General features: G+C 68.1%; 23 protein-coding genes and 2 pseudogenes. 16 read left to right on the forward strand and 9 right to left on the reverse strand.

The annotated features are described in order from the left end of the window. Positions 1 to 98: 98 nt before the first annotated feature. Positions 99 to 1,013: a hypothetical protein gene (locus BUE42_RS11705; RefSeq protein ID WP_073465284.1), complete on the reverse strand. Its 915-nt coding sequence runs from the start codon at positions 1,011 to 1,013 to the stop codon at positions 99 to 101. Positions 1,014 to 1,088: 75 nt separating this feature from the next. On the opposite strand from BUE42_RS11705, the gene BUE42_RS11710 reads away from it, so the two are divergent. Further along, the gene (locus BUE42_RS11710; protein ID WP_073465285.1) at positions 1,089 to 1,952 is read left to right on the forward strand and encodes a class I SAM-dependent methyltransferase; all 864 of its coding nucleotides are present in this window, start codon (positions 1,089 to 1,091) and stop codon (positions 1,950 to 1,952) included. Between the two features lie 13 nt (positions 1,953 to 1,965). Here the strand turns inward: BUE42_RS11710 and BUE42_RS11715 are convergent, their stop codons facing one another. Beyond that, a complete protein-coding gene (locus BUE42_RS11715) occupies positions 1,966 to 3,999 on the reverse strand; it encodes a PAS domain-containing hybrid sensor histidine kinase/response regulator (protein WP_073465286.1) in 2,034 nt (677 codons plus the stop codon). A gap of 83 nt (positions 4,000 to 4,082) precedes the next feature. Between BUE42_RS11715 and BUE42_RS11720 the strand changes: the two are divergent. Both BUE42_RS11720 and BUE42_RS11725 read left to right on the forward strand, forming a co-directional pair. After that, positions 4,083 to 4,211: pseudogene (locus BUE42_RS11720) on the forward strand (TRAP transporter substrate-binding protein); the annotation flags it as partial. A 79-nt stretch (positions 4,212 to 4,290) separates the two neighbouring features. Next, a pseudogene (locus tag BUE42_RS11725) lies at positions 4,291 to 4,494 on the forward strand (DUF6691 family protein); the annotation flags it as partial. 10 nt (positions 4,495 to 4,504) lie between these two features. Here the strand turns inward: BUE42_RS11725 and BUE42_RS11730 are convergent. The 3 genes from BUE42_RS11730 to BUE42_RS11740 all read right to left on the reverse strand — a co-directional run bounded on the left by BUE42_RS11730 (position 4,505) and on the right by BUE42_RS11740 (position 8,690). Continuing rightward, positions 4,505 to 6,760: a sensor histidine kinase gene (locus BUE42_RS11730; protein ID WP_073465288.1), complete on the reverse strand. Its 2,256-nt coding sequence runs from the start codon at positions 6,758 to 6,760 to the stop codon at positions 4,505 to 4,507. Positions 6,761 to 6,788: 28 nt separating this feature from the next. Then, a complete protein-coding gene (locus tag BUE42_RS11735) occupies positions 6,789 to 7,523 on the reverse strand; it encodes a LuxR C-terminal-related transcriptional regulator (RefSeq protein ID WP_073465289.1) in 735 nt (244 codons plus the stop codon). A 192-nt stretch (positions 7,524 to 7,715) separates the two neighbouring features. After that, complete coding sequence (locus BUE42_RS11740) at positions 7,716 to 8,690, reverse strand: NADPH:quinone oxidoreductase family protein (protein WP_073465396.1); 975 nt, start codon at positions 8,688 to 8,690, stop codon at positions 7,716 to 7,718. Positions 8,691 to 8,775: 85 nt separating this feature from the next. On the opposite strand from BUE42_RS11740, the gene surE reads away from it, so the two are divergent. From surE to rlmD, 5 genes are read left to right on the forward strand one after another with little or no spacing between them, the layout of a single operon-like run. After that, positions 8,776 to 9,531 (forward strand): 5'/3'-nucleotidase SurE, encoded by a 756-nt coding sequence (gene surE, locus BUE42_RS11745; protein ID WP_073465290.1) that lies wholly within the window; start codon positions 8,776 to 8,778, stop codon positions 9,529 to 9,531. Then, positions 9,528 to 10,334: a protein-L-isoaspartate(D-aspartate) O-methyltransferase gene (locus BUE42_RS11750; RefSeq protein ID WP_073465291.1), complete on the forward strand. Its 807-nt coding sequence runs from the start codon at positions 9,528 to 9,530 to the stop codon at positions 10,332 to 10,334. The genes surE and BUE42_RS11750 overlap by 4 nt, the downstream gene beginning before the upstream one ends. Before the next feature lie 14 nt (positions 10,335 to 10,348). After that, positions 10,349 to 11,293, forward strand: coding sequence for a peptidoglycan DD-metalloendopeptidase family protein (locus BUE42_RS11755; RefSeq protein ID WP_073465292.1), 945 nt, complete (start codon positions 10,349 to 10,351; stop codon positions 11,291 to 11,293). Positions 11,294 to 11,328: 35 nt separating this feature from the next. Beyond that, positions 11,329 to 12,384, forward strand: coding sequence for an RNA polymerase sigma factor RpoS (rpoS, locus tag BUE42_RS11760; RefSeq protein WP_073465293.1), 1,056 nt, complete (start codon positions 11,329 to 11,331; stop codon positions 12,382 to 12,384). A gap of 45 nt (positions 12,385 to 12,429) precedes the next feature. Next, the gene (gene rlmD / locus BUE42_RS11765) at positions 12,430 to 13,773 is read left to right on the forward strand and encodes a 23S rRNA (uracil(1939)-C(5))-methyltransferase RlmD (protein WP_073465294.1); all 1,344 of its coding nucleotides are present in this window, start codon (positions 12,430 to 12,432) and stop codon (positions 13,771 to 13,773) included. A 64-nt stretch (positions 13,774 to 13,837) separates the two neighbouring features. On the opposite strand, the gene BUE42_RS11770 is transcribed toward rlmD, so the two are convergent. After that, positions 13,838 to 14,545 (reverse strand): Bax inhibitor-1 family protein, encoded by a 708-nt coding sequence (locus BUE42_RS11770; protein ID WP_073465295.1) that lies wholly within the window; start codon positions 14,543 to 14,545, stop codon positions 13,838 to 13,840. Between the two features lie 197 nt (positions 14,546 to 14,742). Between BUE42_RS11770 and BUE42_RS11775 the strand changes: the two genes are divergently transcribed. Further along, positions 14,743 to 15,144: a GlcG/HbpS family heme-binding protein gene (locus BUE42_RS11775; protein WP_073465296.1), complete on the forward strand. Its 402-nt coding sequence runs from the start codon at positions 14,743 to 14,745 to the stop codon at positions 15,142 to 15,144. A 21-nt stretch (positions 15,145 to 15,165) separates the two neighbouring features. Here BUE42_RS11775 and BUE42_RS11780 read toward each other — a convergent pair whose 3' ends face one another. Next, on the reverse strand, positions 15,166 to 15,372 hold the full coding sequence (locus tag BUE42_RS11780; RefSeq protein WP_073465297.1) for a (2Fe-2S)-binding protein: 207 nt from the start codon (positions 15,370 to 15,372) through the stop codon (positions 15,166 to 15,168). A 119-nt stretch (positions 15,373 to 15,491) separates the two neighbouring features. Next, the gene (bfr, locus tag BUE42_RS11785; protein WP_056814305.1) at positions 15,492 to 15,971 is read right to left on the reverse strand and encodes a bacterioferritin; all 480 of its coding nucleotides are present in this window, start codon (positions 15,969 to 15,971) and stop codon (positions 15,492 to 15,494) included. A 303-nt stretch (positions 15,972 to 16,274) separates the two neighbouring features. On the opposite strand from bfr, the gene carA reads away from it, so the two are divergent. From carA to BUE42_RS11805, 4 genes are all read left to right on the forward strand, one after another. Continuing rightward, entirely contained in the window at positions 16,275 to 17,444 is a 1,170-nt protein-coding gene (gene carA, locus BUE42_RS11790) for a glutamine-hydrolyzing carbamoyl-phosphate synthase small subunit (RefSeq protein WP_235002281.1), read from the forward strand. Continuing rightward, a complete protein-coding gene (gene carB, locus BUE42_RS11795; RefSeq protein WP_073465298.1) occupies positions 17,437 to 20,703 on the forward strand; it encodes a carbamoyl-phosphate synthase large subunit in 3,267 nt (1,088 codons plus the stop codon). The genes carA and carB overlap by 8 nt, the downstream gene beginning before the upstream one ends. Before the next feature lie 82 nt (positions 20,704 to 20,785). Further along, on the forward strand, positions 20,786 to 21,262 hold the full coding sequence (gene greA, locus BUE42_RS11800; RefSeq protein WP_073465299.1) for a transcription elongation factor GreA: 477 nt from the start codon (positions 20,786 to 20,788) through the stop codon (positions 21,260 to 21,262). Between the two features lie 49 nt (positions 21,263 to 21,311). Further along, entirely contained in the window at positions 21,312 to 21,758 is a 447-nt protein-coding gene (locus BUE42_RS11805) for a DUF4149 domain-containing protein (RefSeq protein ID WP_073465300.1), read from the forward strand. 15 nt (positions 21,759 to 21,773) lie between these two features. Here BUE42_RS11805 and BUE42_RS11810 read toward each other — a convergent pair whose 3' ends face one another. Beyond that, a complete protein-coding gene (locus BUE42_RS11810) occupies positions 21,774 to 22,247 on the reverse strand; it encodes a YhbY family RNA-binding protein (RefSeq protein WP_073465301.1) in 474 nt (157 codons plus the stop codon). A 33-nt stretch (positions 22,248 to 22,280) separates the two neighbouring features. On the opposite strand from BUE42_RS11810, the gene BUE42_RS11815 reads away from it, so the two are divergent. The 3 genes from BUE42_RS11815 (at position 22,281) to folP (ending at position 25,891) form a co-directional block, all read left to right on the forward strand. Continuing rightward, complete coding sequence (locus BUE42_RS11815) at positions 22,281 to 22,982, forward strand: RlmE family RNA methyltransferase (RefSeq protein ID WP_073465302.1); 702 nt, start codon at positions 22,281 to 22,283, stop codon at positions 22,980 to 22,982. 99 nt (positions 22,983 to 23,081) lie between these two features. Further along, positions 23,082 to 24,983 (forward strand): ATP-dependent zinc metalloprotease FtsH, encoded by a 1,902-nt coding sequence (gene ftsH, locus BUE42_RS11820; RefSeq protein ID WP_073465303.1) that lies wholly within the window; start codon positions 23,082 to 23,084, stop codon positions 24,981 to 24,983. A gap of 65 nt (positions 24,984 to 25,048) precedes the next feature. Then, positions 25,049 to 25,891 (forward strand): dihydropteroate synthase, encoded by an 843-nt coding sequence (folP, locus tag BUE42_RS11825; RefSeq protein ID WP_073465304.1) that lies wholly within the window; start codon positions 25,049 to 25,051, stop codon positions 25,889 to 25,891. The last annotated feature ends 12 nt before the right edge of the window (positions 25,892 to 25,903 follow it).

Below are 25,903 nucleotides of genomic sequence, written 5' to 3' on the forward strand. Positions count from 1 at the left end.
CGAGGCCGGCGGTGTCATCCCGCAAAGGAGCGGATGACCATCAGGTTCACAAAAGCCACGGTCGTCTACGAGATGAACGACTTGGCGGCGAGTGAGGCTCAACCGCTGAGCAGCTTCGTCAGCCGCAGGGTCCTCGATGCAGCGGTCGGGCCTTGCGCGTCCGACGGGCCCGGCGTCTTCTCCTGCACGGTCACCAGCAAGGACCCATCGTCAGCCGTTTCGGCTGTCATCTTGAAGCGCGCCAGCTCCTGGCCGCCCGCGTCGCAGACCACGAAATCCAGGCCCATCGGCCAGACATTGGTGTCGAGCTCGTACCGCAGCGAGCGTCCGGACACGTCGTCACCGCCGCCGATCGTCTGCCCCTTCAACTCCAGGAATGCATGGCCATCCTCCAGCAGGCGAACGGAGAGCAGCTTGCCTGCCTCGTCGAGCCCGGCCCAGGTGCCCATCAGCTTGCGCCTGTATGAAGCATCGTCGCGCCTCATCACGTCGTCGCTGCAGTCCACGGTGACCGAGCTGCCGAAGTCCACGCGCGCGGTCGCACCTGAAACGACCGCCGTGGCGTGGATGGGTTTGCGCTGCAAGCGAGTCTCGCGCCGGCCTGCAGGGCCTGCGTCCAACGAAAGCAGCCCGTCCTTGTCCCAGCCCAGGGAGAGTTTCACCGCGTCGCCCATGCGCAGCGTCTGGAGGAGCTCGGTTGCACTGTTGCTGCGACCGAACAAGAAGGTCTGGGCGAGGTCGAGACGGTCCGGATCGCGATCGCCCAGCAACGAGGCCCGGTAGATGGGCTCATCGTTCGCATCGCGCAGCGTGATCGCGATCATCGCGGTCCACTGGCCCTCCGGAGTGGCGTTGAGCATCTGCATCGATCCGAGCAGGAAGGTCTTGTCCTCCTCCGTCTTGATGTCGCAGAGCTTGAAGTGGCCGCCTCTTGCGGACATTTCAACCGGTTCGGCGTGCACGGCAGCTGCCAGCGCCAGGCAGGCGGCGCTGATGAATCTGGGGAATGTCATGCAGAGATTATTGCCGCCGAACAAGTGCTCCCAAGTTGCGAGACTATCCTTCACCTCTTCACGAAAGCTGAAGGCATGACCACACCCGCAGCAGACAGCGACACCTTCAAGGCAGCCGTGCAGGCCCACTGGGACGCCGCGGCCGGCAGCTGGGACGCGCATTCGCCCGACATCCGCGCCTGGTTGCGCGGCGCGACCGACGCGATGATCGCCAAGGCCGGCGTCGTGCCAGGCTCCCGGGTGCTCGATGTCGCGGCCGGTGCGGGCGATCAGACGCTCGACCTCGCCGAGCAGGTCGGCCGATCCGGCGCCGTCGTGGCGACCGATCTGGCGCCGGCGTTCGTCGCGATCGTCCAGGACCGTGCTGCGCGTGCCGGGCTCCCGCAGGTGCAATGCCAGGTGGCCGACGGCGAGGACCTGCGCGTCGACGAAGCCTCGTTCGATGCGGCAGTCTGTCGGCTCGGTCTGATGCTGTTCCCGAATCCTCTGCAGGGCCTGCGTGAAATGCATCGCGCGCTGCGGCCGGGCGGCGGTGTCTGCACCGTGGTGTTCTCGGTGCCGCAGAAGAACCCCTGCATCTCGATCCTCACGGCCACGGCGCTCAGGCACGCAGGGCTGCCGGCGCGCGACCCCTTCGCACCCGGCAGCTTGTTCAGCCTCGGGCGCCCCGGCCACATCGACGACCTCTTCCGCACGGCAGGCTTCCGCGATGTCGCGACGACGGCCGTGGAGGCCGTGTTCCGCATGCCGTCCGTCGACCACTACATCGCCTTCGTGCGCAGCTCGGCGAGCCCGATTCTCCAGATCCTCGCGGGCCTCGGCGACACGGCGGCCAAGGCCGCGTGGGACGACATCCGGGCGCAACTGCAGGCCTTCACCACGCCGACCGGCTGGGCCGGCCCGAACGAACTGCTGATCACGGCGGCGCGGCGCCCTTGAGAGCCCCGGGCGCTCAGCGCCCCACCAGATTCGCCACCACCAGCACCAGCTCGGTCACGTCGAACGGCTTCGCCAGGTGGGCCTGGTAGCCCGCGAGCAGTGACTTCTTGCGGTCCTCGGCGCGCGCGAAGGCCGTCAGCGCCAGCGCCGGAATGCGCTCGTGGCGCGTCTCGCTCGCACGCAGCGCGCGCATGAACTGGTAGCCGTCCATCGTCGGCATGCCGATGTCGCTGACGATGACGGCCGGGCGGGCCCGCTCCAGCCCCGCCAGCGCCTGCTGTGCCGACGCGAAGGGCGTCACCTGCGCGCCCTGGTCCTCGAACACACGCTGCAGCAGGTCGCGCGCATCGGGCTCGTCGTCGATGATGAAGGCATGCACCCCGCCGAGCCGAGGCAGGGCGGGCAGGTCCGCGGCCGGCGCGGCCTCTTCCACCGTTGGCACCGCATCCACCGATTGCACGCGCTGTGCCTCCTCGGCTTCCAGTTGCGCATGCGAGACCGGCAGGTCGACCACGAAGCTGGCGCCGTGGCCCTCGCCGGCGCTGGTCGCCCGGATCGTGCCGCCGTGCAGCTCCACCAGCTGCCGGCAGATCGCCAGCCCCAGGCCCAGGCCGCCGAAGGCCCGCGTCGTCGAGCTGTCGTTCTGCGAGAAGCGGTCGAACACCTGCGGCAGAAAGCTCGCCGGGATGCCGATGCCGTTGTCGGTGACGCTCAGCGTCAGGCGCTGGCCGTTGCGCTGCAGCGCGACCTGCACCTGCCCGCCCTGCGGCGTGAACTTGATCGCGTTGGTGAGCAGGTTCCACACCACCTGCTGCAGGCGGCTGCCGTCTCCGCGCACCGTCGGCGCGTCCGGGTCGAGCCGGGTCGCCAGGCGGATGTCCTTGGCCTCGGCGGCGGGCCGGGCCGAATCGACGGCCGCCTGCACGACCTCCAGCAGCGGCACCTGCTGCGCATCGAGCCGGATCTTGCCGGCCATGATGCGGCTCAGGTCGAGCAGGTCGTCGATCAGCTTGACCTGGGCCCGCGCGTTGCGATCGATCACGTCGATGGCGCGTGCCAGATCGACCGGCTGGCCTGCTTTCTCGGCCCGGCGCAGCACCTGGGTCCAGCCGAGGATGGCGCTGAGCGGCGTGCGCAGTTCATGCGACAGCGTGGCCAGGAACTCGTCCTTGACGCGCGTCGCGCGCTGCGCCTCCATGCGGGCGCTGCGCTCGGCCTGCAGCAGTTCGTCGCGCTGCCGGCTGGCGAGTTCGGCCGCCGCGGCGTCCCGGCGCTCGGTGAGGTCGCGGGTCAGCTTGGCGAAGCCGAGCAGCCGGCCGTCGTCGTCGCGCAACGCGGTGATGGTGACGTTGGCCCAGAACATCGAGCCGTCCTGGCGCACCCGCCATCCTTCGTCGATGAAGCTTCCCTTCTCGGTCGCCACCAGCAACTCGTGGTCGGGCCAGCCGCTCGCGCGCGTTTCGCGCGGATAGAAGACCGAGAAGTGCCGGCCGATGATCTCGGCGGCCGCGTAGCCCTTGATGCGTTGGGCGCCGACGTTCCAGGTGGCGACCATGCCGTTGGCATCGAGCATGAAGATCGCGTAGTCGGACACGCCCTCGACCAGCAGCCGGAAGCGCTCCTCGCTGCGGCGCAAGGCCTCTTCATGGCCGCGCCGCTGCGTCAGGTCGCGCGTGACCTTGGCGAAGCCGACGAGCCGCCCGTCGGGCGCGCGCATCGCGGTGATGACGACGTTCGCCCAGAACTGCGAGCCGTCCTTCCTGACGCGCCAGCCTTCGTCCTCGAAGCTGCCGGTGGCCTGCGCCACCTCGAGCTCGTGCGCGGGCAGGCCGCGTGCCAGGGCTTCGGGCGGATAGAAGCGCGAGAAGTGCTGGCCGATGATCTCGTGCGCCCGGTAGCCCTTGAAACGCTCCGCACCGGCGTTCCAGGTGACGACCCGGCCGTGGATGTCGAGCATGAAGATGGCGTAGTCCCGCACGCTCTCGACGAGCAGGCGGAAGCGCGCTTCACCGTGCAGGGAGGGGTCCGCGGGGAGGTCGGCGGTCATGAGGCCGCACCCTAGCACAGCGAACGGCCTGCGCCGAGCCCTCGAAGGCCTGCTTCAGGCGGCCCGCTTCCGCAGCAGCGTGGAGGATGTCGGCCCCGGCGACGACCTCGCTGGCCGGCATCGTCAAGGAGTTCGGGCTGGTCGATTTCCCGTTCACCGTCGGCAGCTTCGCGCAGGCCGATGCGCTGCTCGACGGCCCGCTCGGGCAGGCGCGACGACCGTGTTCATGGCCGCCGGGTTCGCCGTGGTGTTCGTGGTCCGGCATGTGCTGACCCCTGTCGGGGGCGCGCTGTGATGCGCGTCCTGGTGCTCGGCAGCCTGCTGTTCGGCATCGGCTGGGGCCTCGCCGGCTTCTGCCCGGGGCCGGGGCTGGTCGCGCTCGGCATGGGCGAGTTCAAGGCGCTGGTGTTCGTCGCCGCGATGCTCGCGGGCACGGGCCTCTTCGAACTGATCGAGGGGCGACGCGGCGCGGGGCGGCTCACCGCGGACCGGTAGCGGCCCGCCGTCAGTGCCTCTCGGTCAGCTGCCGTATCGTCACCCGGCAGCGGATCCCGACCGCGCCGGCTTCCTTCCACTCGACCTCGCCGCCCAGCTGCTTCACCCGCTTGCGCACGCCACCCAGCCCGAGCCCGTGCGCCCAGGCCTGCGGGGTGCGGCCGATGCCGTTGTCGGTGATGGTCAGCTCGAGCCCGTCCTGCAGCAGGTGGAACTCGATGTCGACGCGGCGCGCCTTCGCATGCGCGATCGCATTGCTCACCAGCTCGCGCATCACGCGCGTCAGCGCCGACCACTGCACCACCGTCAGCGAGATGTCGCGGTCGAAGGTCAGGTTCCAGCCCAGCTCGATGTGCGCCGCGGTCAGGCGCTGCGTCAGGTCGGCCTTCCATTCGGCCGCGGCATGCGACAGCGGGTGGTTCGGCGCGGCGAGCCCGCGCGTCAGCGTCTTCAGGTCCTGCAGCGTGTGCCGCACGTACTCTTCCATCTCGGGCGACTGTGCCTTGTACATCAGCGTCAGCAGCCGCGCGCCGATGTCGTCGTGCAGGTCCTGCGCGAGGCGCAGGCGCTCCTCGCTGCGACCTTGCTCCACGGCCTTGTCGAACGCGATCGCCCGCCGCAGTTGCTCGAGGATGCGCTCGGCCAGCCGCGCGTCTTCGGACGTGAAGAGCCGCCGCCCGCGGTGCGCGAAGCGCAGCACCACCGAGCACGGCAGGCCGTCGCCGACGCCCGGCAGCTGCGGCACCGGCACCACCAGCGTCGAGCCGTCGCCGGCCACGCGTGCGCTGCGCGTGGACTTCTCGACCACCACCGCCTCCATCGGCTCGAACAGCTCGCGCAGCAACTGCATCAGCATGTCGGACGCGCGCTCGGGGTGCGTCTCGACCTCGCGCGCCATGCGGTAGAGCTTCTCGAACATGCGCTCGGTGGTCAGCACGTTGCTGCCGAGCAGCTGGTTCAGGATCCACTGGCGCGCACCCGAGTAGATGCCCAGCGACAGGAACAGCGCCAGCGTCACCGACGCGAACTGGCCGAGCGAGAACACCGCGACGAACAGCAGGTCGAGCGAGGTCGCGATGGTGCTGACGGCCGCCAGCAGCGAGAACTCGCGCATCACCTGCTGCGATTTCGACAGGAACGGCACCAGCAGCAGCAGCGACGCGAAGAACACGTACCAGATCGCCGGGCCGATGTTGGCCATCTGCTGCTGCACCGATGGCAGCCGGTGGCCCGCGGCGATGGCGATCGACAGCAGCGCCCAGGTGCTGATCGCCATCACGCCGAAGCGGCGCATCACGACCGCGAACGGATGCGGCTCGCGCCGGTACCACCAGCTCAGCAGGCCGAGTGCCACCAGCCCCAGCAGCAGGACGCCACCCTGTGCCCACCACCACGCGCCGCGCAGCGATCCGCCGGCGCACAAGACCGCCAGCAGCAGCGCGATGCCCCAGCCGGCCCACGCGATGCGCCGCCCGCCGGCCGGTGGTTGCTGTGCCGGATAAGCGGCGTGCACCAGCGCGGCGGCCGTGAGCAGGTCGAAGGCCAGGCGCAGCGGCAGGTCCCAGCGCAGGAAGCCGAGCGGCAGCCCGAGCTGCAGCGTCGACTCGACCGCCATGAAGGCGAGGCTGCCGGCCTGGCACAGCGAGGCCACGGCATACAGCAGGTTGCGCATCGACGGCTTGGCCAGCAGCACCACCATCGCCACCAGGTACAGCGTCAGGCTCAGCGCCGACAGCACCCAGAACATCATGCCCAGCCGCGTGAGCCCGCGCGGCTGCAGTGCCAGCTCGACCTGCCGCCCGCCGATGAAGAAGACCCGCACCGCACTGCCGCCCATCACCGCGGCGACCTGCTGGTGCTGGTCGAGGTGGCGCTCGCGCTGCGCATCGTTCGTGATCCAGCGCGGCGAGCGCTGCAGCGCCAGGCCGTCGACGATCGCGACCTGCCCGTTGTCGTTCAGCAGGCCGACCAGCGCGCGGCCTTCGAGCGGCTTCAGCGCAGCGTCGTCGGTGTGCACCAGTTCGATCTCGCCCTGCGCGCCGACGCGCCAGTCGGCCGGCAGGTGCGGCTGGGCGGCGAGCCAGCGCGCCGTCATCACCAGCGCCACGCAGCCGAGCAGCGCGGCCACCACCAGCAGGCGCAGCCGCCAGCCCATCCAGCGCGACAGGCGCTGGTCATCGCCGAGCGCGTGGTCGATCAGCCCGGAATCGAGTGCGGAATCGGTGTGGGTGTGCAGGCTCGCCGGCCGTGACGCGGGGGTGTCCATGCGCTGTCAGCCCCGCAGGGCCATGGACCTAGACGAGGCCCTGCTTGCTGGCCAGCACGGCCGCTTCGGCACGGCTGGACACGTTGAGCTTCTTGTAGATCGACTTGATGTGGTCGTTGACCGTGAACCACTTGATGCCCATCAGGTTCGCGATCTCCTTGATCGTGAAGCCCTTGCTGAGGTAGGTCAGCACCTCGCTCTCGCGCGGGGTCAGGCGCTCGTGGTCGAGCGGTGCGCCGCGGCCGAGCGGCATCGGGCGGCTGCTCTGGAAGCCCGACGGTGCCGGCTCGGACAGACCGCCCATGCCGCCGGGGCCCTGGCGGAAGTGGCCGAGCAGGCGCCGCGCGATGGCCGGCGACAGCGGCGGCTGGCCGCGCACGATCTTCTGCAGTTCCTCGACCAGCACCTCGAAGCGGTCTTCTTTCAGCAGGTAGCCGTCGGCACCGCATTGGAGCGCGGGGAACAGGTGGTCGTCGTCGGAGTACAGCGTGGTGACGATCTTGGTGGCCGGGTAGCGGGCCAGCTCGGCCAGCAGCTCCATGCCGTTGCCGTCGGGCAGTTCCAGGTCGACCAGGATCAGCTTGAACGGATCGGTCGGCGCGTCGATCTTCTGGCGGTCGGGCAGGCCGATGTGGCGGCGCGCGCTCTCGAGGTCGCCGGCCTCGGTGATGGCGATCGTGTCGCTGAAGCTTTCGCGCACCACGCGGCACAGGAAGCTGCGCGCGACGGGATTGTCTTCAACGATCAGGACCTTGATTGCCATGCCATGGTGCCGGGGGTGAACGGAGGGGACGCGGGGCGCGTCCAGCATCGTAGCGCACTCGACCCCGCGCAAACTGTGTCCAGCCGTGTGCGGCGCGGCTCGAGCCCCCCTCGGGTGAAGGGGTGCGATGGTCGGAGCGGCGGCCCGCATCCCCCCGGGGATCGGTCGACGTACCCGTCGACCGAGGGGCGGTCATGTCACCATCACGATCTTGCCCTGCACTTGGCGGCTGCCCATGCGGGCGAAGGCATCCGACAGACCGCTCATCGGCAGCGTGCGGTCGATCGCCGGCTTGATCTTGCCCTGCGCATACCAGCCGGCCAGCTCGGCCAGCGCGCGGGCGTTGTTCTTCGGCTCGCGGCGCGCGAATTCGCCCCAGAAGACGCCGACGATGGACGCACCCTTCAGCAGCGCGAGGTTCAGCGGCAGCGCCGGGATGCCGCCTTGCGCGAAGCCGATCACCAGGTAGCGGCCGCGCCAGGCGATCGAGCGGAACACCGGCTCGGCGAGGTCGCCGCCGACCGGGTCGTAGACCACGTCGGGGCCCTTGCCCTGGGTCAGCGCCTTCAGTTCTTCGCGCAACTGGCCGCGGCTGTAGTTGATGGTCTCGTCGGCGCCGAGCTGCTTGCAGAAGCCGCACTTCTCGTCGGTGGACGCGGCGGCGATCACGCGTGCGCCCGCGGCCTTCGCGATCTGGATCGCCGCGCTGCCGACGCCGCCGGCCGCGCCGAGCACCAGCACGGTCTCGCCGGGCTGCAGTGCCGCGCGGTCCATCAGCGCATGGTGCGTGGTGCCGTAGGTGCACAGGAACGCGGCCGCGTCCTCGAACGCGAAGCCCGGCGGCAGCGGCATCAGCAGCGCGGCGTTCACGCAGGCGTGCGTCGCGAAGCCGCCGGTGCCGGCGAACGCGGCCACCGCATCGCCGACCTTCAAGTGTTTGACGCCTTCGCCGACGGCCTCGACCACGCCGGCGTACTCGGCGCCGGGCACGAAGGGCAGCGGCGGCTTGATCTGGTACTTGTTCTGGACGATCAGCAGGTCCGGGAAGTTCAGGCTCGCGGCACGGATCGCGACGCGCACCTCGCCGGCGGCCGGCTGCGGCGTCGGCAGGTCTTTCCAGGTCAGCGCTTCGGGGCCGATGGGGTTCTCGCACAACCAGGCTTGCATCGTCATGTCTCCTTGGGGTCGGCGAATGATAGGCAGGCGAGTCGCGTGCGCGCGTCGCGCAGGTGACGAGTCCTACAATCGCCCGATGCGCATTCTGATCGCCAACGACGACGGCTACCTCGCCCCCGGCCTCGCGGCCCTGGTGAAGGCCTGCGAAGGGCTCGGCGAGATCGACGTGGTGGCCCCGGAGCAGAACGCGAGCGGCACCTCGAACTCGCTGACGCTGCACCGGCCGCTGTCGGTCTTCACCGCGGCCAACGGCTTCCGCTACATCAACGGCACGCCGTCCGATTGCGTCCACGTCGCGCTGACCGGGCTGCTCGAGCACCAGCCCGACCTGGTGCTCTCGGGCATCAACAACGGCGCCAACATGGGCGACGACACGCTGTACTCCGGCACCGTCGCCGCCGCGATGGAAGGCTTCCTGTTCGGCATCCCGGCGATCGCGTTCTCGCAGGTCGAGAAGGGCTGGGGGCAGGTCGATGCGGCGGCGCGCTTCGCACGCTCGCTGGTCGAGCAGGTGATCGCGCACCCGCCGGCGCCCGGCGCCTGGCTGCTCAACGTCAACATCCCGAACCGGCCCGACGCGATCGAGCTGCCGCGCCGCATCACGCGGCTGGGCCGCCGCCATGCGAGCGAGCCGGTGGTCTGCCAGCAGAACCCGCGCGGCGAGCCGATCTACTGGATCGGGCCGGCCGGCGACGTGCGCGAAGCGGGCGAGGGCACCGATTTCCATGCCACCGCCGACGGCTGCGTGTCGATCACGCCGCTGCAGGTCGACCTGACCGACCATGCCCGGTTGCCCGCGTGGCGGCAGTGGTCGCAAGCGGTGGGTGCATGAGCGAAGCACCGAAGCGACCGAAGTTCCCGCTGCAACTCGATCGGCTCACGCCGCCGGCCAAGGGCCGCGAGGTGCTGCGGCCGCAGCGGCCGGTGCAGCAGGCGGCGATGGCCGCCACGCAGCGTGTGGTGCCGACCGGCCTCGGCCTCGATTCGGCCGGCGTTCGCCAGCGCATGGTCGACCGGCTGCGCAGCGGCGGCGTGCGCGACGAGCTGGTGCTCGGCGCGATGGCCCGCGTGCCGCGCCATGCCTTCGTCGACACGGCGCTGGTCAACCAGGCGTATGAAGACACCAGCCTGCCGATCGGCCTCGGGCAGACCATCTCGAAGCCGTCGGTGGTGGCCCGCATGATCGAGCTGCTGATGGCGAGCCCCGCCGCGCGCACGCGCCGCACGCTGGGCCGCACGCTCGAGATCGGCACCGGCTGCGGCTACCAGGCGGCGGTGCTGGCGCAGCTGTCGCGGCAGGTGCTGTCGGTGGAACGGCTCAAGCCGCTGCACGACAAGGCGCGCGAGTTGCTGGCGCCGCTGCGCTTGACGGACATCCGGCTGGTGTATGGTGACGGGATGCGGGGCCACCCGCCGAACGCGCCGTACGACAGCATCATTTCGGCCGCCGGCGGCGACAACCTGCCGCAGGCCTGGCTCGATCAACTGGCCGTCGGCGGCCGCCTGGTGGCCCCGGTGCAGCGGGCTGCAGGGCAGGGCCAGGTGCTGGTGGTGGTCGACAGAACAGAGGGTGGCTACGAGCGCACGGTCCATGAGGCCGTGTTGTTCGTCCCCCTAAAATCAGGAACGGATTGATGACAGTGGCATTGATGGCAAGCACCCCGATTCCCGCGGCAGCGCGCCGCCGTTCGATCAGTCCGCGGTCGATCGCCATCGTGCTGGCGGCGCTCGCGCTCGCGGCCTGTTCGTCGCCGAAGGTCAAGGCGCCGGTCGAGGATCGCGGCGGCATCCGGGCGCCGGTCACGACGGCGGGCGGGTCGCAGGGCACGCCGATCGCGACGCCTGTGCCACCACTCGTCACGCCGGACGGCGTGAAGCCGCTGCCGGGCGCCGAGAACGCCGGCAAGCCCGGCTTCTACACGGTGAAACCAGGCGACACGATGATCCGTGTCGGGCTCGAGACCGGCCAGAACTGGAAAGACCTGATCAAGTGGAACAACCTCGACAACCCGAACGTCATCGAGGTCGGCCAGGTGCTGCGCGTCGTGCCGCCGGGTGCCGATCCGAACGCGGTGGCCACGCGCGGCGTGACCGCCGCGAAGATCGACGTGAAGCCGCTCGATGCGCCGCGGGCTGCTTCGGGCGCCTCGGGTGCGGCGGGGGTGTCGACGGCCTCGACGCCGGTCGCGGTGCCCCCCGCGGCAGCGGCCACCCCGCGCGATGACGACGACGTCAACTGGCAGTGGCCGGCCGCCGGCCCGGTGGTGACCGGCTTCGACGACGTGCGCAGCAAGGGCCTGTCGATCTCCGGCAAGGCCGGCGATCCGGTGCTGGCCGCGGCCGACGGCCGCGTGGTCTATGCCGGGTCCGGCCTGCGCGGCTACGGCAACCTCGTGATCCTGAAACACAACAGCACCTTCCTGACGGCCTACGCGCACAACCAGGCGCTGCTGGTCAAGGAAGACCAGACCGTGCGCCGCGGCCAGAAGATCGCCGAGATGGGCACCACCGATTCCGACCGGGTGCTGCTGCATTTCGAGATCCGCAAACTCGGCAGGCCGATCGATCCGGCCAAGCTCCTGCCGCCGCGCTGACGCGCGGCCCACCTTCCTCCAGCCCGGGCAACAGCATGGCCAAGAAGCGCAGCACACTGAACGGGCATGCGCTGGGCCAGGAGGCCGCGGTCAGGCCGCCGCTGCCGGTGCTGAGGGGGGGCGATGCGCAGGGCGAGCCGGCCGAGCCTCCGGAAGCGCCGCCTGACGGCGACCCGCGGGAACAGGCCGACGCAGCGTCCGACGATGCGCGCCCGGTGATCGAGATCGCCGCCGGCGATGGCGAGGTCGGCAACACGCTGCAGACCTATCTGCGCGACATCCGCCGCGCCCCGCTGCTGACCCCGCAGGAAGAGTTCGACACCGCGACGAAGGCGCGTGCCGGCGATTTCGCGGCGCGCCAGTTGATGATCGAGCGCAACCTGCGGCTGGTGGTCAGCATCGCGAAGAACTACCTGGGCCGCGGCCTGCCGATGACCGACCTGATCGAGGAAGGCAACCTCGGCCTGATGCACGCGATCGGCAAGTTCGAGCCGGAGCGCGGGTTTCGCTTCTCGACCTATTCGTCGTGGTGGATCCGCCAGAGCATCGAGCGCGCGATCATGCACCAGGCCCGGCTGGTGCGGCTGCCGGTGCACGTGGTGCGCGAGCTGAACCATGTGGTGAAGGCCCGCCGCGCGCTCGAAGCCGACGGCCTGCACGGCGACGGCACCGACAAGCCGGTGCGGGTCGAGGACATCGCGTTGCGCGTCGGCCGGCCGGTGCAGGAGGTCAGCGACCTGCTGAAGTTCGCCGAGCTGCCGGCCTCGCTCGACGCGCCGATCGACCGCGAGAACTCCGAATCGATGATCGACAGCGTGGCCGACGAGGGCGCGAGCGATCCGCTGTCGACGACGCTGAACCACGAGATCGACGTGCTGCTGCAGCACGGGCTCGACGAGCTGAACGACCGCGAGCGCGAGGTGCTGTCGGGCCGCTACGGCCTGCGCGACCGCGAGCCCGAGACGCTGGAGGTGCTCGCCGAGCGCCTGGGCCTGACGCGCGAGCGCATCCGGCAGATCCAGCAGGAGGCGTTGGTCAAGCTGAAGCGCCGCATGGCGCGCAGCGGGATCGACCGCGATTCGATCTTCTAGGCGGGGAGCTGAAAAACGGCGCCGGCGGCCTGAGACAATCGCCGGATGACAGCAAGCGATGAATGGCTGACGGTCGAATCCCTCGACCTCGAAGCGCAAGGCGTGGCGCACAACGCGGAAGGCAAGGTGGTGTTCATCGAGGGCGCATTGCCCGGTGAGCAGGTCCAGGTCAGCGTGGGGCGCCGCAAGAACAACTGGGAACAGGCGACGATGACGGCGCTGCGCCGCGAGAGTTCGCAGCGCGTGACGCCCGGCTGCCGGCATTTCGGCACCTGCGGCGGCTGCAAGATGCAGCACTTCCACGTCGGCGCGCAGGTCGCGACCAAGCAGCGGGCGCTCGAAGACGCGCTGTGGCACCTCGGCAAGACGAAGGCCGAGCGCGTGCTTCGGCCGATCGAAGGGCCGGCCTGGGGCTACCGCTACCGCGCGCGGCTGTCGGTGCGGCATGTCGTCAAGAAGGGCACGGTGCTGGTGGGTTTCCACGAGCGCAAGTCCAGCTACGTGGCCGACATGGACAGCTGCGAGGTGCTGCCGCGCCACCTGAGCGACCTGCTGCTGCCGCTGCGCGTGCTGATCACCGCGATGGACCAGCGCGACCGGCTGCCGCAGATCGAGGTGGCGATCGGCAGCGAGGTCACGGCGCTGGTGCTGCGGCACCTCGAGCCGCTGAGCGACGGCGACCTGCAGCGGCTGCGCGAGTTCGCGGCGGCGCACGCCATCCAGTGGTGGCTGCAACCCAAGGGGCCGGACACGGTGCACCTGCTCGACGAAGGTGGCCCGCCGCTCGCCTACGGGCTGCCGGAATTCGGCATCACGATGCCGTTCAAGCCGACCGACTTCACGCAGGTCAATCACCAGATCAACCAGGTGCTGGTGTCGCGGGCGCTGAAGCTGCTCGCCGCCGGGCCGGACGAGCGGGTGATCGACTGGTTCTGCGGGCTCGGCAATTTCACGCTGCCGATCGCGACGCAGGCGCGCGAGGTGCTCGGCATCGAGGGCAGCGAATCGCTGGTCGCGCGCTCGCGCGAGAACGCGCAGGTCAACGGGCTGGCGCACAAGACCTCGTTCGTCGCGCGCAACCTGTTCGAGATCACGCCGGCCGAACTGGCCGCGTATGGCAATGCCGAGAAGTGGCTGGTCGACCCGCCGCGCGAAGGCGCGTTCGCGCTGACCAAGGCGCTGGTCGACCTGCACGCCGATCCGGCGGTGGCACCGGGCTACCTGCCGCCGAAGCGCATCGTCTACGTGAGCTGCAACCCGGCGACGCTGGCGCGCGATGCCGGGCTGCTGGTGCACCAGGGCGGCTACCGCTGCACGGCGGCCGGCGCGGTGAACATGTTCCCGCACACGGCGCATGTGGAAAGCATGGCCGTCTTCGAGCGGGACTGATAGGCGGCGCCGAAAAAGCAGAAGGGGCCCGAGGGCCCCTTCCTTGTTCGGTCAACGGATCCGCTTATTCGCGGTCGCCGCCGAAGATGCCGAGCAGGTTCAGCAGATTGACAAACACGTTCAGCACGTCAAGGTAGATCGCGAGCGTTGCCGACACGTAGTTCGTCTCGCCGCCATCGATCACGCGCTTCATGTCGTAAAGCATGTACGCCGAGAAAATCACGACCGCGAGGGTCGAGACCACCATCGAAAGCGCGGTCATCTGGAAGTAGATGTTGGCCAGGCTGGCAATGATCAGCCCGATCACGGCGACGAACAGCCACTTGCCCCAGCTGGCGATGTCGCGCTTCATCGTGGTGGCTAGCGTGGCCATGCCGAAGAACACGAGGCCGGTGCCGCCGAATGCCAGCACGATGAGCTGGGCGCCGTTGCGATAGCTGCCAAGCACGCGCCCGATCGTCAGCGACAGGATCAGGCCCATGAAGAACGTGAAGCCCAGCAGGACCGCGACGCCGAGACCCGAGTTTTGAGTGTGCTTGATCGCGAAGATGAAGCCGAAAGCGACGGCCAGGATCGCGACGAAACCGAGCAGCGGGCTGCCGACCAGCAGGGCGCCGAAGTTCATCGTGACGCCGAGCCATGCACCGAGGACGGTTGGCACCATCGACAGTGCGAGCAGCCAGTAAGTGTTGCGAAGGACCCGGTTGCGCTGTTCAGCGCTCGGAACCGAGCCGATGTAGCCGCCGTAGGCAGCTTGCAGGTTGTCGTTCATGAATCCTCCAGAGAGTCGAACCACGGGTATGGACCCGGACGGCGCATTGTAGTTCCCGGTAACAACTGACATGGGATGACATGGATCCCTGCGCCGCATTGGTTGGCGCCGGCGCAGGGGTGTTCTGCGCCCGTGGGCCTTGGCCGGGCCGGCGCTGTCGCACTACAGTGCGGCTTTCCCAACTCCTGCCCCTGCGCATGAACAGCAAACCCGTGTTGACCCTCGACGACGTGAAGCGCATCGCCGCCGCCGCCGAGGCCGAGGCCTTGAAGAACCAGTGGGCCGTGACGATCGCGATCGTCGACGACGGCGGGCACCTGCTGTGGCTGCAGCGGCTGGACGGCGCGGCGCCGATCTCGTCGCACATCGCCCCGGGCAAGGCCCGCACCGCGGCGGTCGGCCGCCGCGAGAGCAAGGTCTACGAAGACATGATCAACCAGGGCCGCAGCGCCTTCTTGAGCGCGCCGACGCTGGAAGGCATGCTCGAGGGCGGCGTGCCGATCGTGGCGCAGGGCCAGTGTGTCGGTGCGGTAGGCGTCAGCGGGGTGAAGTCGAGCGAGGACGTGCAGATCGCGAAGGCAGGGATCGCGGCGCTCTGATCCGCGCCCGGGTCGCCGTCGTCAGGCGGCGATCTTCAGCGGGATGATGGTCATCCCGCCTTGTGCGGTGCCGGCGGTCTCGAACACCTCGCGTGCGCAGTCTTCGCAGCGGCCGCAGCAGGTGGCGACGCCGGTTTCCAGCTGCAGGGAGTCGAAGCTGTCGCACCCACCCCGGACATGCCGTTCGATGTCCCGGTCGGAAACGCGTTCGCAGACACACACGATCATCAGATGCACTCCCGGCCGCCGAGCGAGGGCCGATGGAGGCATCTTAAACAAGAACGATTCGCACTTCAAGCTTGGGGGCATCCCCGCACCGCGGGGGTGCGAGGAATCGGTCACGGGGCTCAGGCTTCGACTTCACCCATTTGTGACTGGAGGTAGTTCTGCAGGCCGACCTTGTCGACCAGGTCGAGCTGCGTCTCCAGGAAGTCGATGTGCTCCTCGGTGTCGTCGAGGATTTCCTGCAGCAGGTCGCGCGAGACGTAGTCGCGCACCGTCTCGCAGTGGGCGATGCCGTCCTTGATGGTGGCCTGTGCGCCTTGCTCGGACTTCAGGTCGCACTGCAGGATCTCGACGGTGTCTTCGCCGACCATCAGCTTGCCCAGGTCCTGCAGGTTCGGCAACCCGTCGAGCGTGAAGATGCGCGTCATCAGCTTGTCGGCATGCTTCATCTCGCCGATCGACTCGGCGTATTCCTTGGCGGCCAGCTTGTCGAGGCCCCAGTGCTTGAGCATGCGGTAGTGCAGGAAGTATTGGTTGATCGCGGTCAGCTCGTTCTTCAGCTGCGCGTTCAGGTGTTCGATGACTTTGGGGTCGCCCTTCATGTGAGGCTCCTTCTTGTTGGGTGTGAGAGGTCGGATCAGCGCGCATTATCGGAGTCGATCGTCGCGCAACGAAACGCAAATCCGACTGCTGCGCTCGCGTTGCACACGGCAATCGCTCGCATTCGTGTGCTGCATGCGCCGCTCAGGGTCAACCCTCGAAGCTCGTCTATAATCCCGCGGTTTACCTGCAACCCGCCCGCCCCAGCGAAACCCTCGCCGTTTCCTGTCGAAAACTCCCCCAGTTTTCTCCCCGGTCCGACGCTCGAGAAGAGCAGAGCTGGGCGCGCACCAACGGAGATACGTGTGCCGCCTCAACTGCTGACAAACCCAGGACAGGCTCTGCTGGCACTCGCGGACGGAACGGTCTTTCAGGGCGTCTCGATCGGCGCGCCCGGCGAGACCATCGGCGAAGTGGTGTTCAACACCGCGCTGACCGGCTATCAGGAAATCCTGACCGACCCGAGCTACTGCCGCCAGATCGTCACGCTGACCTATCCGCACATCGGCAACTACGGTGTCAACGATGAAGATGTGGAAGCCAACCGCGTCTTCGCGGCCGGCCTGATCATCAAGGACCTGCCGCTGCTCGCGTCGAACTTCCGCCAGACGATGACGCTGGCGCAGTACCTGCAACGCGAAGGCACGGTCGCCATCGCCAACATCGACACCCGCCGCCTGACGCGCGTGCTGCGCACCCGCGGCGCGCAGAACGGCTGCATCGTCACGCTGGCCGTCGGCCAGGCCGTGACCGACGAGATCCGCAACGGCGCCATCGCGAAGGCCAAGGCCGCGCCCAGCATGGCCGGGCTCGACCTGGCCAAGGTGGTCAGCGAGACGAAGCCCTACGACTGGACCGAGACCGAATGGACGCTCGGCGAGGGCTACGGCACGCTGAAGGATCCGCGCTTCCACGTCGTCGCGTACGACTTCGGCGTCAAGCGCAACATCCTGCGCATGCTCGCGGCCCGCGGCTGCAAGGTCACCGTGGTGCCGGCGCAGACCCCGGCCGCCGACGTGCTGGCCTACAAGCCCGACGGCATCTTCCTGAGCAACGGCCCCGGCGACCCCGAGCCTTGCGACTACGCGATCGCCGCGACGCGCACGCTGATCGACACCGGCATCCCGACCTTCGGCATCTGCCTGGGCCACCAGATCCTCGCGCTGGCCTCCGGCGCGAAGACCTTCAAGATGAAGTTCGGCCACCACGGCGCGAACCACCCGGTGAAGGACCTCGACAACGGTCGCGTCAGCATCACGAGCCAGAACCACGGCTTCGCGGTCGACGAGAAGACCCTGCCTGCCAACCTGCGCCCCACGCACGTCAGCCTGTTCGACGGCACGCTGCAGGGCCTGGCACGCACCGACAAACCCGCTTTCTGCTTCCAGGGCCATCCAGAGGCCTCCCCGGGACCCCATGACATCGGCTACCTGTTCGACCGCTTCACGGCCATGATGGAGAAGAACAATGCCTAAGCGCGCCGACCTCAAATCCATCCTCATCATCGGGGCCGGTCCGATCATCATCGGCCAGGCCTGCGAGTTCGACTACTCCGGCGCGCAGGCCTGCAAGGCGCTGCGCGAAGAGGGCTACAAGGTCATCCTCGTCAACAGCAATCCGGCGACGATCATGACCGACCCGGAGATGGCCGACGTCACCTACATCGAGCCGATCACCTGGCAGGTGGTCGAGAAGATCATCGCCAAGGAGCGCCCCGATGCGGTGCTGCCGACGATGGGCGGCCAGACCGCGCTGAACTGCGCGCTCGACCTGCACAAGCACGGCGTGCTCGCGAAGTACGGCGTCGAGATGATCGGCGCGAACGAGAAGGCCATCGAGAAGGCGGAAGACCGCCTGAAGTTCAAGGACGCGATGACCGGCATCGGCCTGCATTCGGCGCGCTCGGGCATCGCCCACTCGATGGAAGAGGCGCTCTCGGTGCAGAAGCGCATCACCGCCGAAATTGGTGGCACCGGCTTCCCGATGGTGATCCGCCCGAGCTTCACGCTCGGTGGCACCGGCGGCGGCATCGCCTACAACCCGGAAGAGTTCGAAGAGATCTGCAAGCGCGGCCTCGACCTGTCGCCCACCAAGGAACTGCTGATCGAGGAAAGCCTGATCGGCTGGAAAGAGTACGAGATGGAAGTCGTGCGCGACCGCGCCGACAACTGCATCATCGTCTGTTCGATCGAGAACCTCGACCCGATGGGCATCCACACCGGCGACTCGATCACCGTCGCGCCGGCGCAGACGCTGAGCGACAAGGAATACCAGCTGCTGCGCAACGCCAGCATCGCGATCCTGCGCGAGATCGGCGTCGACACCGGCGGCTCGAACGTGCAGTTCTCGATCAACCCGGTCGACGGCCGCATGGTCGTGATCGAGATGAACCCGCGCGTCAGCCGCTCGTCGGCGCTGGCCTCGAAGGCCACCGGCTTCCCGATCGCGAAGGTCGCCGCCAAGCTGGCGATCGGCTACACGCTCGATGAGCTGCGCAACGACATCACCGGCGGCGCGACCCCGGCGTCGTTCGAGCCGAGCATCGACTACGTCGTCACCAAGATCCCGCGTTTCGCGTTCGAGAAATTCCCGGCGGCCGATTCGCGCCTGACGACGCAGATGAAGTCGGTCGGCGAGGTGATGGCGATGGGCCGCACCTTCCAGGAGAGTTTCCAGAAGGCGCTGCGCGGGCTCGAGACCGGCATCGACGGGCTGACCGAGCGCACCTCCTGCAAGCAGGAAGACCGCGACGAGATCATTGCCGAGATCGGCGAGGCCGGCCCGGAGCGCATCCTGTTCGTCGGCGATGCGTTCCGCATCGGCATGAGCCTGCAAGAGGTCTTCGAAGAGACCGCGATCGACCCGTGGTTCCTCGCGCAGATCCAGCAGCTGATCAAGTTCGAGCAGGCGCTCGCCGGCCGCACGGTCGCCAGCCTGTCGACCGAGGAACTTCGCTTCCTGAAGCAGAAGGGCTTCTCCGACCGCCGCCTGGCCAAGCTGCTCGGCACGCACCAGCACGAGGTGCGCGAGGCGCGCTGGGCGCAGAACGTGCGCCCGGTCTACAAGCGCGTCGACACCTGCGCCGCCGAGTTCTCGACGCAGACCGCTTACATGTACTCGACCTACGACGAGGAATGCGAGGCCGAGCCGACCGACCGCAAGAAGATCATGGTGCTGGGCGGTGGCCCGAACCGCATCGGGCAGGGCATCGAGTTCGACTACTGCTGCGTGCATGCCGCGCTCGCGATGCGCGAGGACGGCTACGAGACCATCATGGTCAACTGCAATCCCGAGACGGTGTCGACCGATTACGACACGTCCGACCGCCTGTACTTCGAGCCGGTGACGCTGGAAGACGTGCTGGAGATCGTCGCGAAGGAAAAGCCGGTCGGCGTGATCGTGCAGTACGGCGGCCAGACACCGCTGAAGCTCGCGCTCGACCTCGAGCGCGCCGGCGTGCCGATCGTCGGCACCTCGCCCGACAGCATCGACATCGCCGAAGACCGCGAGCGCTTCCAGAAGCTGCTGCACGAACTCGGCCTGAAGCAGCCGCCGAACCGCACCGCGCGCACCGAAGAGGCCGCGAAGACGCTGGCCGCCGAGATCGGCTACCCGCTGGTGGTGCGCCCGAGCTACGTGCTGGGCGGCCGCGCGATGGAGATCGTGCACGGCGAGAAAGACCTCGAGCGCTACATGCGCGAGGCGGTGAAGGTGTCGGAGAAATCGCCGGTGCTGCTCGACCGCTTCCTCGACGACGCGATCGAGGTCGACGTCGACTGCATCAGCGACGGCGAAGAGGTGATGATCGGCGGCATCATGGAGCACGTCGAGCAGGCGGGCATCCATTCGGGCGACTCGGCCTGTTCGCTGCCGCCGTATTCGCTGCCGAAGGCGCTGCAGGATGAACTGCGCCGCCAGACGGTGCTGATGGCCAAGGCCTTGAAGGTCAAGGGCCTGATGAACACGCAGTTCGCGATCCAGGGCGAGGGCGCCGATGCGGTCGTCTACGTGCTCGAGGTCAACCCGCGTGCGTCGCGCACGGTGCCCTTCGTCTCGAAGGCCACCGGCCAGGCGCTCGCGAAGATCGCGGCGCGCTGCATGGTCGGCCAGAAGCTGTCGAGCCAGAAAGACCGCCACGGCAAGCTGCCGCGCGAGGTGATCCCGCCGTACTTCTCGGTGAAGGAAGCGGTGTTCCCGTTCAACAAGTTCCCCGGCGTCGATCCGATCCTCGGCCCGGAGATGCGCTCCACCGGCGAGGTGATGGGCACCGGCCGCACCTTCGGCGAGGCGATGCTGAAGAGCCAGCTCGGCGCCGGCTCGCGCCTGCCCGACCGCGGCACCGTCTGCATCACCGTGAAGAACGGCGACAAGGCGCGTGCGGTGGTGGTGGCGCGCGACCTGCACGCGCTCGGCTTCCAGGTCGTCGCGACCAAGGGCACGGCCGCGGCCATCGCCGAGGGCGGCGTGCCGGTCAAGGCGGTCAACAAGGTGAAGGATGGTCGCCCCCACATCGTCGACATGGTGAAGGCCGGCGAGATCCAGCTGGTGTTCACGACGGTCGACGAGACGCGCACGGCGATCGCCGATTCGCGCCACATCCGCCAGGCGGCGCTGGCCAACCGGGTGACCTACTACACCAGCATGGCCGGCTGCGAAGCGGCGGTCGAAGGCATGAAGCACCAGGACGATCTGGTCGTGCTTTCCCTGCAAGAGCTGCACCGCGAACTGCACTAAACTTTCTGAAACACATCGGCCGCCGCCGGGCCTCCCGCGAGGGAGAGGGCGGCGGCTTCATTTTTGCCTCCAGGGTTCCACCATGACGACCATCCCCATCACCGTGCGCGGTGCCGAAAAACTCAAGGAAGAACTGCATCGGCTGAAGACGGTGGAACGCCATTCGGTCATCCAGGCGATTGCCGAGGCGCGCGCGCAGGGCGACCTGTCCGAGAACGCCGAGTACGAAGCCGCCAAGGACAAGCAGGGCTTCATCGAGGGCCGCATCCTCGAGATCGAAGGCAAGCTCGCCGCCGCGCAGATCATCGACCCGAAGACGCTGAATGCCGAAGGCCGCGTGGTGTTCGGCGCCACCGTCGAGCTCGAGGACGAGAAGACCGGCAATCCGGTCACGTACCAGATCGTCGGCGAGGATGAAGCCGACCTGAAGGAAGGCCGCATCTCGATCGGCTCCCCGATCTCCCGTGCGCTGATCGGCAAGGTGGCCGGCGACGTGGCCGAGGTGCAGGCGCCCGGTGGCGTCAAGAGCTACGAGATCATCGAAGTCCGGTATGTCTGAAGTCCGCCATGTCTGACAAGCGGCTCGGTGGGCGCCGCTTGAGGCGGACATGAGCTCGCACAGATTGCAGCGCTTCGCGGGCTGGCTGGCCGGCCTGTGGGCCGGCGTGCTGCTGGGCGTGGGCTTCATCGGCGCGCCGGCCGGGTTCGCGAGCACCTTCCCCGAGACCGCCGGGCGGATCGCCGGGCGCATGTTCATGCAGGAGGCCTACCTGAGCCTCGGCCTGGCGGTGCTGCTGTTGATGGTGCTGCGCCGGATCTGGCAGCAGACCGAAACCCGCGGCAGCGTGCTGGGCGCCGATGCGCTGATGCTGCTCGCGGTTGCGTTCTGCACGGTGCTGGGCTGGTTCGGCTTGCAGCCGGCGATGGCCGCGGCGCGGGGCGGGCAGGGCGCGATGTCGTTCGGCGCCTTGCATGCCTTGTCGATGGCGCTGTACGCGACCAAGACCGCGCTGCTGCTGGTGCTGGCCTGGCGGCTCCACGGGAGCCGGGCCTGACGGCCGCGCGTCGATTCAGTCGGCGGCGGTCTTCTTCAGGCTCGTGATGCGCTTCTTCGCGCGCTTGATCTCGCCGCCGGCGGCGACGCGCTGGTTGCCCAGCACCTTGAGCTTCTTGACCTGCGGGCGGTGGTTGCCGCTCTTCGAGAACTTCAGGATCTTGACGGTGCGCGGCCCCGGCATGCGGTCTTCGCGCTCGGCCTTTTCCTTCGGCGGTATCGGGCGCCACAGCACCAGCAGCTTGCCGATGTGCTGGATCGGTGCGGCATTCAGCTGGTCGCTCAACTGGGCGAGGATGGCCTCGCGGGTGGCGCGTTCGTCGGAGAAGACGCGCACCTTGATCAGGCCGTGGGCATTGAGCGCAGCATCGGCCTCCTTGATCACGGCAGGAGTCAGGCCGTCACCGCCGATCAGGACGACCGGGTTCAGGTGGTGGGCTTCGGCGCGCATGTCCTTGCGCTGGGCGGGGGTCAGTTCGATGGCAGGCATCTCGGTATTATCGTTTGCAGTGAGCGTAAGCCAATGAAAATCAAGACAAAAAGCAAGAAGGTCAACAAGGCGTGGTTGCATGACCACCTCAACGACACGTACGTCAAGCTGGCCAAGAAAGAGGGCTATCGGGCCCGTGCGGCCTACAAGCTGAAGGAAATCGACGAGGAGCTGAAGCTGATCCACCCGGGCCAGCTGGTGGTCGACCTGGGCGCCGCGCCCGGGGCCTGGAGCCAGTATGTGCGACGCAAATTCGCCCCGAAGGAAGTCGGCGGGCTCGGGGGCGCCGCCGCCGGCGAACTGAACGGCACCATCATCGCGCTCGACATCCTGCCGATCGAGCCGATCGAAGGCGTCGTCTTTTTCCAGGGCGATTTTCGCGAGGATGCGGTGCTGGCGCAGTTGCACGAGCTGGTGGGCGGCCGGCCGGTTGACGTGGTGATTTCCGACATGGCGCCCAATCTGTCGGGCATCGAGAGTTCCGATGCGGCCCGCATGGAGCACCTGGTGGAGCTGGCGGTCGAATTCGCGCAGAACCATCTGACGCCGAATGGCGCACTGGTCAGCAAGGTTTTCCACGGCAGCGGCCACAGCCAGTTGGTCGAAATATTCAAGAAAACCTTCCGGGTCGTGAAACCGATCAAACCGAAGGCATCGCGCGACAAATCGTCCGAAACCTTCCTGGTCGGGATTGGTCTCAAGAATCCTGGGATCCAGGTCGATAAGCGTTCGTGAAGTCGCGTGGGTTGAGTGGACTAGAATCGTCCCCAGATGCCGTGGATGTTGGGCACGTCCTGTGCCCGCGCTGAGGATTTATCGCAAGAAGGAGCCGCGGTGAACAATCAATGGTTCTCCAAAGTCGCTGTCTGGCTGGTGATCGCACTCGTGCTGTTCACCGTGTTCAAGCAGTTCGACAAGGGTGCAATGCAAGGCAACCAGATCGGCTACTCCGACTTCCTCGAGGAAGTTCGCAGCAAGCGGATCAAGAGCGTCCAGCTCCAGGAAGGGCCTTCCGGTACCGAGATCAAGGCCAAGACCACCGACGACAAGGACCTGCGCACCACCGCAACCTTCCTCGACCGCGGCCTCGTGGGTGACCTGATCAACAACAACGTCAAGTTCGACGTCAAGCCCCGCGAGGAGCCGTCGATCCTGTTGAGCATCCTCGGCTCGTGGGGCCCGATGCTGTTGCTGATCGGCGTGTGGATCTACTTCATGCGCCAGATGCAGGGCGGCGGCAAGGGCGGCGCGTTCAGCTTCGGCAAGTCGAAGGCGCGCATGCTCGATGAAGCGAACAACACCACCACCTTCGCCGATGTCGCCGGTTGCGACGAGGCCAAGGAAGAGGTCAAGGAGTTGGTCGACTTCCTGAAGGACCCGCAGAAGTTCCAGAAGCTCGGCGGCCGCATTCCGCGCGGCGTGCTGCTGGTCGGCCCTCCGGGCACCGGCAAGACGCTGCTGGCCAAGGCGATCGCCGGCGAGGCGAAGGTGCCGTTCTTCAGCATCTCCGGCTCCGACTTCGTCGAGATGTTCGTCGGCGTCGGTGCGGCCCGCGTGCGCGACATGTTCGAGCAGGCGAAGAAGAGCGCGCCCTGCATCATCTTCGTCGACGAAATCGACGCGGTCGGCCGCCACCGCGGTGCCGGCCTCGGCGGCGGCAACGACGAGCGCGAGCAGACGCTGAACCAGATGCTGGTCGAGATGGACGGCTTCGAGACCAACCTCGGCGTGATCGTGATGGCGGCCACCAACCGGCCCGACATCCTCGACCCCGCGCTGCTGCGCCCGGGCCGCTTCGACCGCCAGGTCTACGTGACGCTGCCGGACATCCGCGGCCGCGAGCAGATCATCAACGTGCACATGCGCAAGGTGCCGGTCGGTGCCGACATCCGTGCCGACATCCTCGCGCGCGGCACGCCGGGCTTCTCGGGTGCCGATCTCGCGAACCTCGTCAACGAGGCCGCGCTGTTCGCCGCGCGCCGCAATGGCCGGGTCGTCGAGATGATCGACTTCGAGCGCGCCAAGGACAAGATCATGATGGGCGCCGAGCGCAAATCGATGGTCATGGACGAGGACGAGCGCCGCAACACCGCGTACCACGAGTCCGGCCACGCGCTGATCGGCCGCATGCTGCCGAAGCTCGACCCGGTGCACAAGGTCACCATCATCCCGCGCGGCCGTGCGCTGGGCGTCACGCTGTCGCTGCCCGAGAAGGACCGCTACAGCTACGACCGCGAGTACATGCTGAACATGATCAGCATGCTGTTCGGTGGCCGCATCGCCGAAGAAGTGTTCATGAACCAGATGACCACCGGCGCCTCGAACGACTTCGAGCGTGCGACGTCGATGGCGCGCGACATGGTCACCCGCTACGGCATGACCGACGAGCTGGGCCCGATGGTCTATGCCGAGAACGAGAGCGAGGTCTTCCTCGGCCGTTCGGTGACCAAGCAGGTCAATGTGTCCGAGCAGACGATGCAGAAGGTCGACGACGTGATCCGCCGCATCATCGACGAGCAGTACGCGGTCGCCCGCAAGCTGATCGAGGACAACCAGGACAAGATGCACGCGATGGCGAAGGCGCTGCTCGAATGGGAAACCATTGACGCCGACCAGATCGACGACATCATGGACAACCGCCCGCCGCGTCCGCCGAAGGACTGGGGCCCCAGTTCCGGCAAGCCGAGCGGCCCGACGCCGCCCGTCAAGACGGACGGCGCACCGGCTGCGGCCTGAGCGAGCTGACGGATTCAGACGACGGGGCTTCGGCCCCGTTTTCAATGGCGGAACAGAACCCTGCAATGCACTGGCAGACCACGCGCTTCCCGATCGACCTGACGCGCCCGCGCGTGATGGGCATCGTCAACCTGACGCCCGATTCGTTCTCCGACGGCGGCCAGCATGCGACGACGCGCACCGCGCTGGCGCACTGTGAGCAGTTGCTGAAGGAGGGAGCCGACATCCTCGACCTCGGGGCCGAATCCAGCCGGCCCGGTGCCGACGCAGTGTCGCTGGACGACGAACTGGCGCGCTTGCTGCCGGTGCTGCGCGAGGCGCTGCGGCTGCAGGTGCCGCTGTCGATCGACACCTGCAAGACCGAGGTGATGCGCGCCGCGCTGGACCTCGGTGCCGACATCGTCAACGACATCTTCGCGCTGCAGGCGCCAGGCGCGGAGGAAGCGGTCGCCGCGCATCCGGCCTGCGGCATCTGCCTGATGCACGCCCAGGGCGAGCCGAAATCGATGCAGGCGGCGCCGCACTACGACGATGTCGTCGCCGACGTGCGCGATTTCCTCGCCGGGCGCTGCAATGCACTCGCGCAGCGCGGTGTCGCCGCCGAGCGCATCGTGATCGACCCGGGCATCGGCTTCGGCAAGACGGTCGCGCACAACTTCACGCTGCTGGCGCGCCAGCGCGAGCTGCTGGCGCTGGGGTATCCGGTGCTGGCAGGGTGGTCGCGCAAGAGCAGCCTCGGCGCCGTCACCGGGCGGCCGGTGGGCGAGCGGCTGGCGGGCAGCCTCGCCGCGGCGCTGGCGGCCGTCCAGAACGGTGCCCGTGTGTTGCGGGTCCACGACGTCGCCCCCACGGTGGACGCCCTCAAGGTGTGGGGTGCCGCCGGCCTGATCGACGGCGACGGCCGATAGTTGCCGCAAAAT

The organism is Rhizobacter sp. OV335, from assembly GCF_900142965.1.
Classification (GTDB): domain Bacteria; phylum Pseudomonadota; class Gammaproteobacteria; order Burkholderiales; family Burkholderiaceae_C; genus Rhizobacter.

Excerpts from the sequence above, each read along its gene's own strand:
- bfr (WP_056814305.1), bottom strand. The coding sequence starts at position 15,971 with ATGAAGGGCGACCCCAAAGTCATCGAACACCTGAACGCGCAGCTGAAG.
- BUE42_RS11715 (WP_073465286.1), bottom strand. The coding sequence starts at position 3,999 with ATGACCGCCGACCTCCCCGCGGACCCCTCCCTGCACGGTGAAGCGCGC.
- BUE42_RS11810 (WP_073465301.1), bottom strand. The coding sequence starts at position 22,247 with ATGCCTGCCATCGAACTGACCCCCGCCCAGCGCAAGGACATGCGCGCC.
- BUE42_RS11750 (WP_073465291.1), top strand. The coding sequence starts at position 9,528 with ATGAGCGAAGCACCGAAGCGACCGAAGTTCCCGCTGCAACTCGATCGG.
- BUE42_RS11705 (WP_073465284.1), bottom strand. The coding sequence starts at position 1,013 with ATGACATTCCCCAGATTCATCAGCGCCGCCTGCCTGGCGCTGGCAGCT.
- surE (WP_073465290.1), top strand. The coding sequence starts at position 8,776 with ATGCGCATTCTGATCGCCAACGACGACGGCTACCTCGCCCCCGGCCTC.
- BUE42_RS11780 (WP_073465297.1), bottom strand. The coding sequence starts at position 15,372 with ATGATCGTGTGTGTCTGCGAACGCGTTTCCGACCGGGACATCGAACGG.
- BUE42_RS11755 (WP_073465292.1), top strand. The coding sequence starts at position 10,349 with ATGGCAAGCACCCCGATTCCCGCGGCAGCGCGCCGCCGTTCGATCAGT.
- BUE42_RS11815 (WP_073465302.1), top strand. The coding sequence starts at position 22,281 with ATGAAAATCAAGACAAAAAGCAAGAAGGTCAACAAGGCGTGGTTGCAT.
- BUE42_RS11710 (WP_073465285.1), top strand. The coding sequence starts at position 1,089 with ATGACCACACCCGCAGCAGACAGCGACACCTTCAAGGCAGCCGTGCAG.
- folP (WP_073465304.1), top strand. The coding sequence starts at position 25,049 with ATGCACTGGCAGACCACGCGCTTCCCGATCGACCTGACGCGCCCGCGC.
- BUE42_RS11735 (WP_073465289.1), bottom strand. The coding sequence starts at position 7,523 with ATGGCAATCAAGGTCCTGATCGTTGAAGACAATCCCGTCGCGCGCAGC.
- BUE42_RS11770 (WP_073465295.1), bottom strand. The coding sequence starts at position 14,545 with ATGAACGACAACCTGCAAGCTGCCTACGGCGGCTACATCGGCTCGGTT.
- rpoS (WP_073465293.1), top strand. The coding sequence starts at position 11,329 with ATGGCCAAGAAGCGCAGCACACTGAACGGGCATGCGCTGGGCCAGGAG.
- carB (WP_073465298.1), top strand. The coding sequence starts at position 17,437 with ATGCCTAAGCGCGCCGACCTCAAATCCATCCTCATCATCGGGGCCGGT.
- BUE42_RS11775 (WP_073465296.1), top strand. The coding sequence starts at position 14,743 with ATGAACAGCAAACCCGTGTTGACCCTCGACGACGTGAAGCGCATCGCC.
- greA (WP_073465299.1), top strand. The coding sequence starts at position 20,786 with ATGACGACCATCCCCATCACCGTGCGCGGTGCCGAAAAACTCAAGGAA.
- rlmD (WP_073465294.1), top strand. The coding sequence starts at position 12,430 with ATGACAGCAAGCGATGAATGGCTGACGGTCGAATCCCTCGACCTCGAA.
- BUE42_RS11730 (WP_073465288.1), bottom strand. The coding sequence starts at position 6,760 with ATGGACACCCCCGCGTCACGGCCGGCGAGCCTGCACACCCACACCGAT.
- BUE42_RS11740 (WP_073465396.1), bottom strand. The coding sequence starts at position 8,690 with ATGCAAGCCTGGTTGTGCGAGAACCCCATCGGCCCCGAAGCGCTGACC.
- BUE42_RS11805 (WP_073465300.1), top strand. The coding sequence starts at position 21,312 with ATGAGCTCGCACAGATTGCAGCGCTTCGCGGGCTGGCTGGCCGGCCTG.